This is a genomic window from Vagococcus sp. JNUCC 83 (assembly GCF_053667615.1).
In genome coordinates this window covers 220,800-234,127 of sequence record NZ_CM132204.1, presented here as the reverse complement: position 1 = coordinate 234,127, position 13,328 = coordinate 220,800, and the positions used below count along the sequence as shown (strand labels likewise).

The following is a 13,328-nucleotide window of genomic DNA, read 5'->3' as shown; positions in this document are numbered from 1 at the left end:
CGGTTTATATTGATATCTAACTTCAACTATCCAGTTTTCAATGAACAAAACATTGGTGAGAATTCACCAATGGAGCCTAGCGGGATCGAACCGCTGACCTCCTGCGTGCAAGGCAGGCGCTCTCCCAGCTGAGCTAAGGCCCCGTTTATTAAGAGTAGACCTCTCAAAACTGAACAAAGTAAAGACAAAATGTGTTTTCCGTAATTATCCTTAGAAAGGAGGTGATCCAGCCGCACCTTCCGATACGGCTACCTTGTTACGACTTCACCCCAATCATCTATCCCACCTTAGGCGGCTGGCTCCAAAAGGTTACCTCACCGACTTTGGGTGTTACAAACTCTCGTGGTGTGACGGGCGGTGTGTACAAGGCCCGGGAACGTATTCACCGTGGCATGCTGATCCACGATTACTAGCGATTCCGGCTTCATGTAGGCGAGTTGCAGCCTACAATCCGAACTGAGAACAGCTTTAAGAGATTAGCTAAACCTCGCGGTCTCGCAACTCATTGTACTGTCCATTGTAGCACGTGTGTAGCCCAGGTCATAAGGGGCATGATGATTTGACGTCATCCCCACCTTCCTCCGGTTTGTCACCGGCAGTCTCGCTAGAGTGCCCAACTGAATGATGGCAACTAACAATAAGGGTTGCGCTCGTTGCGGGACTTAACCCAACATCTCACGACACGAGCTGACGACAACCATGCACCACCTGTCACTTTGTCCCCGAAGGGAAAGCTCTATCTCTAGAGTGGTCAAAGGATGTCAAGACCTGGTAAGGTTCTTCGCGTTGCTTCGAATTAAACCACATGCTCCACCGCTTGTGCGGGCCCCCGTCAATTCCTTTGAGTTTCAGCCTTGCGGCCGTACTCCCCAGGCGGAGTGCTTAATGCGTTAACTGCAGCACTGAAGGGCGGAAACCCTCCAACACTTAGCACTCATCGTTTACGGCGTGGACTACCAGGGTATCTAATCCTGTTTGCTCCCCACGCTTTCGAGCCTCAGCGTCAGTTACAGACCAGAGAGTCGCCTTCGCCACTGGTGTTCCTCCATATATCTACGCATTTCACCGCTACACATGGAATTCCACTCTCCTCTTCTGCACTCAAGTCCTCCAGTTTCCAATGACCTTCCTCGGTTGAGCCGAGGGCTTTCACATCAGACTTAAAAGACCGCCTGCGCTCGCTTTACGCCCAATAAATCCGGACAACGCTTGCCACCTACGTATTACCGCGGCTGCTGGCACGTAGTTAGCCGTGGCTTTCTGGTTAGATACCGTCAAGGTGATAACAGTTACTCTATCACTTGTTCTTCTCTAACAACAGAGTTTTACGATCCGAAAACCTTCTTCACTCACGCGGCGTTGCTCGGTCAGACTTTCGTCCATTGCCGAAGATTCCCTACTGCTGCCTCCCGTAGGAGTCTGGGCCGTGTCTCAGTCCCAGTGTGGCCGATCACCCTCTCAGGTCGGCTATGCATCACGGTCTTGGTAGGCCGTTACCCCACCAACTAACTAATGCACCGCGGGCCCATCCACCAGTGACACCCGAAAGCGTCTTTTATACTTTTGCCATGCAGCAAAAGCAATTATGCGGTATTAGCACCTGTTTCCAAGTGTTATCCCCCTCTGGTGGGCAGGTTGCCCACGTGTTACTCACCCGTCCGCCACTCATTTCTTTTCGGTGGAGCAAGCTCCGGTGAAAAGAAATGCGTTCGACTTGCATGTATTAGGCACGCCGCCAGCGTTCGTCCTGAGCCAGGATCAAACTCTCAATAAAAAGTTGATTAACATCTTACGATGTTTAAGCTCATTTGTTTAAAACTTGCTAGCGAATATTATTCACTAAATATGGTTTGTTTCTACATAGTAGAAACGCCCTACACATTTGGTTTGTCTTACTTTGTTCAGTTTTCAAAGATCTAAACTTCGTTGCCGTAACAACTTTTATATCATATCAAGAATCGAAATGTTTGTCAACACTTTTTTGAAATGTTTTTTTAATGACGATTCATAATTTTTTATCGCTCGTAGCGACATGAATTAATATAACAATTATATGATAATTCGTCAATGATTTTTTCACAATTTTTTTATTATTAATATTAAACTACCTTTTTTTGTTGAATAACGGTAGTTCAATCGGTTCATAGCTATATTTTTCTAAATTAGTTACTGTTACACCAACTAGTCTTATATTAATATTTTGCCAGTTTAAATCTTCCCATAATTGGTTAGCATAAAAATAAATATCCTCAGTTTGATTAATAAAATGGTTCACTGTTATTCTTTTTGTAGTGGTGTCATAAGAAGTATTTCGAATCTTTAGCACTATCGTTTGTCCTTTTAATTCATTACTTATTAATTTTTTGCTAACTTCTTCAGACATTTCTCTTATATTTTTTTGTATTTCATTCTCTAATATAATAGTCTTACCAAACGTTCTTTCTCTTCCAATTGATTTTCTTTCACGGTTGGTCTCAACAGGTTCATTATGAATTCCACGAACTTTTCTATAGAGGCTATAACCTTTTTTGCCAAACAAATCAATTAATGTCATTTCTGATATAGCATATAAATCTTTGCCTGTATAGACACCTAGTTCGTGCATCGTAGGAATTGTCTTTTTCCCTATTCCGTAAAATTTTTCAATAGGTAAATCAAATAGAAATTTTTGCGCATCCTCAGGCAAAATAACAGTTAATCCACGTGGCTTGTCATAATCTGAAGCAATTTTGGCAAGAAATTTATTATAGCTAACACCTGCAGAGCTCGTTAATTGAACCGTTTCATAAATTTCTGACTGGATGAGTCGTGCCACTTTAATAGCGCTTTTTAACCCTTTTTTGTTTTCTGTGACATCTAAGTACGCTTCATCAAGAGAAAGAGGCTCAATCATATCTGTATATTTGATAAATACTTGATGGATTTGTTTAGATATTTGAGCATAGTACTCCCGATTACCAGCAACAAATGTTGCATGTGGGCATAATTCATATGCTTTTTTGGCACTCATTGCTGAATGAATACCATATTTTCTTGCTTCATAATTAGCTGTGGTAACCACACCGCGACCATTTGTATCTTTTGGATGCTTTGCGATTACTAGTGGCTTACCTTTTAACGATGGATTGTCACGTTCTTCTATAGAAGCATAAAAAGCATCCATGTCAATATGGATAATTTTTCTTGATAGATCGTTGATTAATGGAAATCGTAGTCCATTTGACATTTTTCACCCTCCAATCAGAATGTATGTTCTCTTTATTATATCATGAACGCACAAAAAAACCACCAAAGCCGTCGCTCTAGTGGAAATGAAGGTTGTAAATGATTCTATTTAAATTTAAATAGAATTCAAAAACCAATTCGGGATAATTGGTATGCCATTCATCATACGACTTAAGACTTAAAAAAGTCTGACTATATAGTATCAATATACTAAAAAAAGAATGAGAATCATCTCATTCTTTAAAAACTAGTCCACACTTCACCATCTTCTTCTATTGGTGTTTCTAAAAATTTTCCTTTAGATAAGTCATCATAAAAAGCTGCTTTGGTTGCATTGATGTATGGATTAATCCATAAAAAGCCAATTCCTAGGGTAATCATCCCAACAATGTACCATCCAATAAAACTAATATCTAACCAAAATAATCTTCCTTTGTGTCCTGACATTAATTCTCGACTTTCAGTAATAAAACTAGTAGCTCCCATACTTCTTGTGTCACGCGTTGCTGATAAATCTTTATATATGAAATTTGCCTGTGAGTAAGAATAAAATTTCACTATACCTGGAATAACAAATAGTAACGTCCATAAATACTGGAAGATATATGACAAGATGTTTATTAATAAAACCGGAACAAAATCATTGCCATTAAACAACCGGAACGCTTCCTTAAACGACATATCTTGTTGCCTTCCTTTTCTAATGACATCAAGAAATGTAAATGATATCCCTATTGTTAAAAACGTCATAACAAAACTAAAAATGGGTCCAACAAAGGGGGCTGATGATACAGATGCGGCAGCTGAAGCAGCACTCGCACCTATTGAACTGTCATCATATTCACTGTCCCACTCATAAGATTCTGATCCTGTTTCATATCCTGAATTCATCATATCAGAAATACTTGTTTCATTACTGGATACATAGGCTATAAAAAATCCAAATGCTATAACCAACAGGGTGGTTATAAATATACTAACTATTTGAATAATCGACGGAACTAAATTTAGTAAGACTGCCTCTTTCCAACGTCCTTTTAATGAGTCTTTTACTTCTCTTTTTAACTCACCAGATGTTTTGTACATACACTCACTTCCTCCTTTTTGTATTACCAATTATTTTATCATTATTTATAAAAAATGAACAACATTTATATCAACTCTATAACATCACTACTATTAAGTAAGATTAATTTTGATGAGGTCACAGGTCGTTGATATATTTCTTCTAACGCCATTTTATATAGAGTCATCTGCCCAATATATCGATTTTTAATTTTTTCTAAATCTTCTATTGAGGCATTTTTAGGAACATAATCCGTTTTAAAGTCGTATAAAACAAAGGACTTATCTGTTAATACAAAGCCATCAATAATCCCATGAATCAATACGTCATCATTTGCCTGAGTATGATAGTCTTGATAAAGTTCCTTAGCAGGTAATAACAAAGAAAAAGGCTGTTCTCTTCTGATAAATGTATGATTTTCAACCATAAATTTTCCAAAGTCTGTCTCAAAAAACTGAATCATCTCTTCTATAGGAAGCTTTTTAGCAAGCTCTTTGGTAAATACTGTAGCATGAACCATTTCATCCACTATTTTTTTGACATCTTGTACTGTTGGTTTATCTGAAAGTGGGAGCAGTTGTAATATCAAATGACTTGCTGAACCAATATCTGTTGCATGAATTTCAACATCACCCTCCATAAATTTAGGTTTTGCCATGTCTTTTACCACTTCACGGTGTGCTTTTAGTTGTCGTTCTTTTGCAAAGTCTAATGTTGGTAAGTCTTTCATATCTGGATCTTCAAATAATCGTTTGACTTCTGAAACAGACTGATAACTAGTTGTCATTGTGGCATCTTTTTCAGGGTAAGAATAATTGAGCCTATCAACTATTTTCTTTAATAGTTTAACATTGGGTTCAACCTCTGATTGTTTTAAAGTACGTTCTGTTTCATTATGATCCACTAAGTTATTTAAAATATCTTGTTCCTCATAAAAATGAATTGAAAAATTACCAGGATGTTTTTTCAAACCAGGCAATACTTTTTCCTGACTATCTGGGAAAAATGAAATAAAATTAGGGTGTCTAACTAATGTCATACCAACCCAATCCATTAACGTATAAGTCGATTGTCTCCTTGCGGTTGGCAACACCATATGATCTGTCTCAGAAGATATATGCCATTTATTATAAGCATCATCCAAACTTTTATACGAACCCACCAGGTATAATTTTTCTTCCGCACGAGTCAGTGCAACATATAATTTACGCATCTCTTCAGCTAACAATTTTTGTTTTTTATGCTCCCTAATAATACTAAAAGGAAACGTATCATACTCCACTCTGTTATTGGTATCTTTAAATTTTATACCTCCCCCAAGAGCTTCATCAAACACAAATTTCCGCTGTCTAACATCCATTAAGTTAAAATGCTTTGTCATATCAAGTAAGAAAACTACTGGAAACTCTAATCCTTTACTAGCATGGATTGTCATAACTCTTACTGCATCTGCTTCTTCATTAATATTTGAAGCTTCTGCCAAATCTTTGTTTTTTTGCTGCATTTTTTCAATAAATCGAATAAATTGAAATAACCCTTTAAAACTCATCTCTTCATAACTAGACGCTCGATGATACAATGCGTGCAAGTTAGCTTTTCTTTGCACACCAGATGGTAGCCCCGCAACATAATCAAGTAAGTCTGTGTCTTTATATATTTGCCAAATCAATTCAACGAGACGTTTACGACGAGCCAGTTCTCGCCAATAATTAAACTGTTTATCAAACGCCTTGATAGTTTGATACAACTCACTAGACTGATTCCCTTCTTTTAAAAATTGTTGCAAAGCATCATAATAATAGCCTTGCTTGTCATAATTTTTAATAGTTACCATATCATTCTCACCAATGCCAACAATTGGAGAACGCAAAATAGCAGCTAATGAAATATCTTGGTATGGATTATCAATTAATTGTAGCAATGATATCATTATCCTAATTTCTGTCGCTTGAAAATAATTTTGTGTATCATTTACCATTAATGGAATATCATACTCTTTAAAAATATCCAAAATATCTAAATTATTTTTCTTAGTAGGTGTCAGTAAAACAATGTCTTTATATGAAATTGGGCGGTTCACTTGTTCTTTTTTATCAAATAAAAGAAATTTACCGTCAATCAACTCTCTTATTTTCAGCGCAACTAGACGTAACTCGCCTTCTGTTTTTCCATCTAACTGAAAATCTAGTGACTCATCTGATTGATTTTCTGACTCTGTTTGGTAGATGAGTAACTCAGTATCATAATCCTGACTATTAGGAAATGTCTTATTACCGACAATCAGCTCCGCACTAGAATCATAGTCTAATTGTCCTAATTCTTTATCCATTAATTGTGTAAACACCAGATTGGTAAAGTCTAACACATTACGTCTAGAGCGAAAGTTTTCAGCCAATATAATTCGACGTCCATCATTTTCAGTCGCAAATTGCTCGTATTTTTCAATAAACAACGTTGGATCAGCTAATCTAAACCCATAAATCGATTGTTTAACATCCCCTACCATGAATAAATTGCCATTATTTTTCACGGGACGACGTAGCCAATATAAAATTGTCTCTTGTAGTCGGTTAATATCTTGATACTCATCAACCAAAATTTCGTTAAATTTACGTCTATAGTACGTAGACGCCTCTGATTCAACCCATTGTTCATTTTCATATCTTCTCAATATGGCTAGTGTAAGATGTTCTAAATCGTTAAAATCTAGCACGTGCCTTTTATCTTTTTCTTTAGTAAAACGTTCGATAAATTGTTTTGTGACACTGATCAGCTCGATTATTAGCGGGCGAGCTTGGTCTAAAGTCACAAGCATTTCTTTAGGACTTTGTTTAAAATACTGCTTCCTAATTTTAGAAACATTGTCTTTAACTCCATCCCTTATGGATTTTATCTCTTGATATTCCTCCATTACTTCCTCAGACGCTGTTTTTTTAGAGGGTGCTTTAATACGTGAAAATGATGTGGCAACTAAATAATTATAAAAATCATCCAACCTATCCTCAGATATTAAAGACAATAACGTATCAATAATTTGTTTATCATCACTTACTGTCTCAAGTGTTTTGCTTAATTCCTCGTCATTTTTACAACGATTTACTAAATCATCAATGATTTTCTGACTAAGAATTAACTGATTCATAACATCTGGTTTCATGTATTCTTTGTACAGTGGCGATTTAGCTAAGTTATCTTGTTCTTCGTAGTTCACTAACAAATCGTCTAACCATTTTTGTGGCTCTGAGTTGGCTTGAGCGAAAAGATGTAGAGAAAAAATAAGTTCCATAAGCCCATTATCATTGCGGTCATTCGAAAAATTCTCTGTTAATTGATAAAAAATTTCTCTTTCCTCACCATATAATTCTTCTCGCAACTCATCCCAAACATCTTCTTTTAATAATAAATTTTCAGTTTCATCTGTTAATAATCTAAAAACTGGGTCAATATGAATCAAATAATAGTATTTTTGAATGACTCTTAAACAAAACGCATGCAATGTACTGATTGTTGCGGTAGGGAGTAAACCTAACTGTCTAACGAGATGTTCTTTTTTTGCTGTATCAACTTCTTGGGTGATAGCTGATTGAATAGCAACTTTTATTCGCTGTTTCATCTCTTTTGCTGCTGCTTCTGTATATGTTACAATCAATAATTCATCCACATTAACACCTGATTTTATTTTTTGAATCACGCGTTCCACTAAAACGGTTGTCTTACCAGAACCCGCAGATGCAGAAATCAACAAATTATCCCCAGAATCATAAACAGCTTGCCACTGTTTATCTGTAAAATGACTACTTTCTGGTTTTAACGGGATATTCACTTTACTCATTTGTCTCCTCCTTTGCTTCTGTTTGTATTTTTTCGATAATCGTATCCTTATCCAATGATTCTAATCGGTGATAGTTATTTTCCGGTAACATCACATCAAACTGACAAACACTACGATAGGGACAAAAACCACAAGCAAGACGTTTTTGCTCTTTATACGCTGGATTTAACATAGTATGACCTTCGTATATTTTTTCTCCGGCTTGTTTAAAGTTTTCGCGGTTATGTGATACCAAGCTTGATAAATCATCAGGAGAAATAAAACTAGCTGATTTCATTTTCCCACTTTTTAGCTGTTGATACGGGTATACTAACGATTTAACTTGTGGATCAATCGTTTTATCTAAATTTTCTAATACCAACTCATCATCAACCAGTAACCCATTGTATTTATACTCTTCTAATAAGCGATCCTCTAACGTATCTAGTGAAAACTTCTCATCCACACTAATCGTTGGATTTTTAATATGCATATATAAAGCTCCAGCTGGTTTCGCTGTCTGCCCCACTAATTCAACAGCATTAGTTAAAGCAACATCTAAATATGTAATCATTTGCATAGCTAACCCATAGTACGCATCAACAAAGTCAAAATTATGTTTGCTAGATTTATAATCAATGACACTTAAATAAATATCATCCTCTAACATCATTTTATCTAATCGATCAATTTTCCCACGCACTTTGACTCTTTTTTTATTATTTAACACAATTTCCAAACTGTTTAAGCCAGCTTGTTTGAGAGATTCTCCAAACAAGACTTCTGTTTGGATTGGCGTCATGTTGCTTCGCTTGGCTTGTTCTTTTAATGATAAACACACTCTTTGAATGGTTTTTTCCAATTGATACGACACGTATTTCATACGATTTGTCGTTGATAAAATAGAAAATCGTTTATCACCAAGCACTTCTTTCAAGACACTCTGAGCTAGATGAGTCACTTCATCATCAGACATAGTCGTTAGTTGAATTTTTTGTTTGATTAATTCTTTAAAAAATAAATCAAGTGCTTCATGATAAAATTCTCCAGTTGCGGCCGATGATAACTCAAATTGTTCTCTTTCTTGCAATCCTAAGCCATAACGCAAGAAATATTTATACTGACACTGATAAAAATTCTCAATTTTTGACACAGAGGCATAGATAGTGTCACCATACAAGGCATCTATCGATTGATTGTTCAGTGTTTCAGGTATATTTTTATGTGTTAAACTCGCAAATAAACGCTTAGAAGCCACCGGTAATTCTTTGTATACACGTTTTTCTAATTGTAAAAATAGCCATGGTACCGCCTCACGACTTTCATCATAGTATCGATACATACTAACTAAATCACTTAATAATACCTTATCTGTTGATATTTCTTTCAACACAGATTCTTCAGGTTTTAAAAGTAACTCTTTTTGTTCTATTGGTATATTAAAATGACGACTTAATTGCTCCATATAAGGTGATACTTTAACATCTTTGACTTGGTCACGATTTTTTGGGGCACTCAGGATGACTTGATCGGTTGCTGATAATAAAGCTAAGTAGAATATAAAAGGCTCATTAGCCATCGATTCTGTTATGCTATTATTTAAAAAACTATCATCTCTTAGTAACTTAGAAAAAACATCTCTTTCTTCATTACTTAGCAACGTTTTATTGTCGATTTTTTGAGGAAGAACTTGATCGGTTGCACCAAAAATAAACGTTGCACGGTACTTTTTAGCTCGAACTCTATCCAGTGATGTCACAACTACTTCATCAATCGCTGCTGGAACTTTACTGTAACTCACACCTTCTAATCCACTTAACAGAACTTCTTTAAATATCTCAAATTCAAATGGATCCTCACCCAACACATCGTAATATTCATCAATTAAGTCCATCAAAGCTTGCCATGTTTGTTCATGGTTTTTTGCCTCGGTTAGATTACCTCGGGCTATTTCTTGTTGTTCCATTGCTTGAAGTTGTTTATCCACACCCAAACTTAACAGAAAATGATAAAAGATAATGATCGCTTCCTTATTAGTAGTCGCTTTTTTTAATTTATCAAAAAAAGGAGGCAAATAATCTCGGATAAGATGTCTGATGTCATTTGATTGTTCCTGTATTATTTTTTCATTATCTAATGTGTCATCATCCACGTCATATTGATAAGTAACGTATTCCCAATCTGTCTTTTTAATCCAGTCAACCCCACTGTATCCATAGGCCAAGACAACATTTTCAGTGTAATCAGTTGCTTGACGAAATGCTTGCATTTTTTCTTCCCACGTATCACATGGGTCTGTTAATTTAACTTCTGGAAAACAGAGCTCAGTTCTTAAAAAACGCATAACATCTTTGTATTGATAAAAGGCTTCATCTATTTTAAAAAGGGCTCTTAACCACTCAACTAGTGGATGATTGGCCATATTTTCTTCTTCATTTATGTAATATGGAATATCCATGTCATCAAATAATGACATAATTTCCGATGAATAGGTGTCAATATCACGACTTATTAAAGCAATCTCTTCATATCGATAACCTTCTTCTGATACCAGTTCTCTGATTTTTGTACCAATGGCTTTCACTTCTTGATAAGTATCCATGCAACTCCATAAAGAAAGGACTTGTGGAACCTGTGTTTTTTCCACTTTTTTTGGTATTAACTCTTGTAAGTTTTGCCACTCAATAGCTAATTGTCTCATAGGTGTCAGACTATCCACTTTTTTTCGATAATCAAACATCACAGGGACATTATGGTCTCGCGCCACTGAATAAAGAGTGTGATACATTCTTGATGTATTGTAAAATAATTGATAACTATCTAAAACTTGATCTTTTGGTGCTTGATCTAGTACCAAATTCAATTTCATTTCTCCAGACACTCGCATCAATGTTTCAATCAACTGTTTCTCAACAGCCGTAAAATTTGTAAATCCTGATACTAAAAATTGCACATGAGATAAATCTTTATCCTGTAGAAACAACGCAAGCTCTGTGAGCAAATCCTTGTCTGCAATATGATGCTCTAGTAATAAGTCTTGATAAGTTTGATTAATCAGTTTTATATCGATTAATTTTGCTAAGTAATCTTCTTTTTGAGTAGAAGATGATGTGCTTATTTCTTCAATTATTTCACCTAACTCTATTGGCGAAATATTCCCTTGTTCCATCTCATCAAATAACTCTAATAACTGCTGAATAAAACCGGGTCGATCAACCTCACGTTTAAACAATGTTAAGTTATCTTGGCAAGTAATCAAACTTTTTCTAATCAACATAAATTTACCCGAATTACTTAATCTTGTTTCTTGATAACTTTTTGTTTGTTGCATATAGTACCAAGCCAATCTGGAAAAACTAAAAACTTGTAATCTCATACTGGCAATATATTTTTGTGTGCTAAATTTAGGAAGTTGATGCATTTTTTTTAACACATTTATTTCTGTTTCAAATTTGACATGGTTAGGCACCAAGTAAAACACCTCATGATGCATTGATTTTTCTAACCATTCAGTCGACATATTTAATAAATCTTCTACAATGTCTTCATCTGCTGTATTTAGTACAAACTGGAGACTCAATATTAACACCTCAATCCCTTTATTTATCTTCTTTAGTTTACCATATCTCTCTTAGTAAAACTCTTTGATTCCTTTTCTAGAATTCATGAAATTTTCATTCAATTTCATATGAATTATGTTATATTTTTACTATTGAAATGGAGGTTTTATTATCAATAAAGAAAAACAGTATGGCCTTTGGACTGCTATTGCAATGATCATTGGCATTTGTGTTGGTTCAGGTATTTTTTTTAAAGTAGGAAACATCCTAGCCTTTACCGGAGGAAATGTCCTTTTAGGGGTATTGGTTTTTGTCATTGGAGCTTTATGTATTATTTTTGGTAGTCTCTCTTTAACAAATTTAGCACAAAAAACAACAAAAAATGGTGGAATGGTGGCTTACTTTGAAGATTTCTTTTCCACATCAGTTGCCAGTGCATTTGGTTGGTATCAAACATTTTTGTACTTTCCAACAATCGGTGTTGTTGTCTCTTGGGCTGCTGGCACATATACCACCATGCTTTTAAATCTACCACAGACCCTGACTTATCAAATGGGGATTGGTTTTTGTTATATGCTATTCTTCTATAGTTTAAATATATTATCGAGTCAATTTGCTGGATGGTTTCAAATTATTTCAACCATCACGAAATTAATTCCTTTAGTTGGAATAGGAGTCATTGCTATTTTTTGGCAAAAAGAACCACCTATTATTCCAAACACTGTCCCGACAATAGAACCATCAGACGTTGGATTAGGTTGGTTAGCTGCACTTGCCCCTATGGCATTTTCATATGATGGTTGGCCAATCGCTTTATCAATTTCCCATGAAGTCAAAGGTGGTAGTCAAACAATGAAAAAAGCATTGTGCTTTGGTCCAATTATTGTGCTCATCGTTTACCTATCTTACTTTTTAGGATTAACACACATACTGGGCCCTAAATACATTCTTTCGATGGGAGAAGGCGCAGTAATGGAGATTGGTGACATGTTATTTGGTAACATTGGTCAAAAAATCATTTTACTTTTTATCTTGGTAGCTCTTTTTGGTGTGATTAATGGTGTAACTTTAGGTCATATTCGTATGCCTTATGCACTAGCAACAAAAAATATGCTTCCTAATAGTCAAAAAATTGTTGATAATTATCAGTCAAAGCATTTAACAAGTATTTCTGCCATTATTGCTTTAGCAACAAGTTGTGGATGGTTTATGATTCACTACATCACACAATCCTACCAGTTAATGGGGTTAGGAGATATTGGAGAAATTGCCATTGTCTTTGGTTATCTTTGGTATATGGCCCTATACATCAAAGTCATTCAATTATACGTTTCAAAAGAAATCACAGACAGCTTCACTGGTCTAATTTCACCTATTTTAGCAATTGCTGGTGGATTAATTATATTGTTTGGTGGTTTTTATGAAAATCCAGTATTTGAATTTATTTCCTTTGGGATTTGTTTTTTATTTTGCCTAGCTGGGTATTTCACTTATAAAAAAAATCAAACATTACCGACAATTAAATATTAAGAAAAAGAGGCTGACCCAAAAATCTTAAAATAGAAAAATCCCATGAAATCAGTTTATTAAAACACTGACTTCATGGGATTTCTGTTTTGTTAGTTTAGTGATTTTCATTTAAAAACTTACTTTTGGGTCAGCCTCT

General features: G+C 35.4%; 5 protein-coding genes, 1 tRNA gene and 1 rRNA gene. 1 reads left to right on the top strand and 6 read right to left on the bottom strand.

The window, feature by feature from the left end:
- Positions 1-70: 70 nt before the first annotated feature.
- The 6 genes from JNUCC83_RS01130 to JNUCC83_RS01105 form a co-directional block, all read right to left on the bottom strand.
- Positions 71-143: transfer RNA gene (locus tag JNUCC83_RS01130), tRNA-Ala, on the bottom strand.
- Between the two features lie 71 nt (positions 144-214).
- Positions 215-1,774, bottom strand: a 16S ribosomal RNA gene (locus tag JNUCC83_RS01125).
- A gap of 330 nt (positions 1,775-2,104) precedes the next feature.
- Positions 2,105-3,226: a DNA polymerase IV gene (gene dinB / locus JNUCC83_RS01120; protein WP_454460429.1), complete on the bottom strand. Its 1,122-nt coding sequence runs from the start codon at positions 3,224-3,226 to the stop codon at positions 2,105-2,107.
- 239 nt (positions 3,227-3,465) lie between these two features.
- Positions 3,466-4,311, bottom strand: a complete 846-nt coding sequence (locus tag JNUCC83_RS01115; RefSeq protein WP_454460428.1) for a DUF975 family protein — start codon at positions 4,309-4,311, stop codon at positions 3,466-3,468.
- Positions 4,312-4,376: 65 nt separating this feature from the next.
- The gene (gene addA, locus JNUCC83_RS01110) at positions 4,377-8,123 is read right to left on the bottom strand and encodes a helicase-exonuclease AddAB subunit AddA (RefSeq protein ID WP_454460427.1); all 3,747 of its coding nucleotides are present in this window, start codon (positions 8,121-8,123) and stop codon (positions 4,377-4,379) included.
- Complete coding sequence (locus tag JNUCC83_RS01105) at positions 8,116-11,682, bottom strand: PD-(D/E)XK nuclease family protein (protein ID WP_454460426.1); 3,567 nt, start codon at positions 11,680-11,682, stop codon at positions 8,116-8,118. The genes addA and JNUCC83_RS01105 overlap by 8 nt, the downstream gene beginning before the upstream one ends.
- A gap of 148 nt (positions 11,683-11,830) precedes the next feature.
- Here JNUCC83_RS01105 and JNUCC83_RS01100 point away from each other — a divergent pair, with 148 nt between their 5' ends.
- Positions 11,831-13,192 (top strand): APC family permease, encoded by a 1,362-nt coding sequence (locus JNUCC83_RS01100; protein ID WP_454461302.1) that lies wholly within the window; start codon positions 11,831-11,833, stop codon positions 13,190-13,192.
- Positions 13,193-13,328 lie beyond the last annotated feature (136 nt).

Bases quoted from the DNA above. Each gene is read 5' to 3' on its own strand.
- dinB (WP_454460429.1), bottom strand. From the start codon at position 3,226: ATGTCAAATGGACTACGATTTCCATTAATCAACGATCTATCAAGAAAA.
- JNUCC83_RS01115 (WP_454460428.1), bottom strand. From the start codon at position 4,311: ATGTACAAAACATCTGGTGAGTTAAAAAGAGAAGTAAAAGACTCATTA.
- addA (WP_454460427.1), bottom strand. From the start codon at position 8,123: ATGAGTAAAGTGAATATCCCGTTAAAACCAGAAAGTAGTCATTTTACA.